The 430-nt window shown below is 59.1% G+C and carries 1 protein-coding gene; it reads right to left on the bottom strand.

The genetic code is table 11. The features are described 5' to 3' along the window. Window positions 1-347, bottom strand: a 347-nt coding sequence (locus tag ACLD7X_RS19125) for a Mur ligase family protein (RefSeq protein WP_425625529.1), incomplete at its 3' end; no start/stop codon positions are given. Between the last annotated feature and the right edge of the window lie 83 nt (window positions 348-430).

The following is a 430-nucleotide window of genomic DNA, read 5'->3' as shown; positions in this document are numbered from 1 at the left end:
ACGAGCGAAAACCGTGCCCCCGAAGCATCCAACCGAACGTCGTCGATCTGAATGGTGGCATCGTCGGAGACGCCAACGCCAACGGTCCTTCGGGACCGGCTTTCACGTCGCATCGTGGGAGCCCAGGGATCATCGTCATTAACCACGACAACGCCGTCAGCCGGGACCATCGCGAAGAGCCTCGCCTTGGCGGCGGCATAGTTCTCCATGGTACCGTGATAGTCAAGATGGTCATGCGTCAGGTTCGTGAACATGGCTCCTTGCCAATGGAGTCCATCGACGCGACCTTGATCCAGGGCATGCGACGACACTTCCATACAAACGGAATCGACGCGCTGGCGACGCATCTCGCGGAACAGCTCTGCCAAGGTTTTGGCATCGGGCGTTGTATGGGTCGTTGGATACCATACGCCACCAAAGCGTATCCCCG

The organism is Aphanothece microscopica RSMan92 (assembly GCF_046613545.2).
Classification (GTDB): Bacteria; Cyanobacteriota; Cyanobacteriia; order PCC-6307; family Cyanobiaceae; genus NIES-981.
The sequence above is the reverse complement of the archived record's forward strand: the minus strand, read 5'-3'. Positions and strand labels throughout refer to the sequence as shown.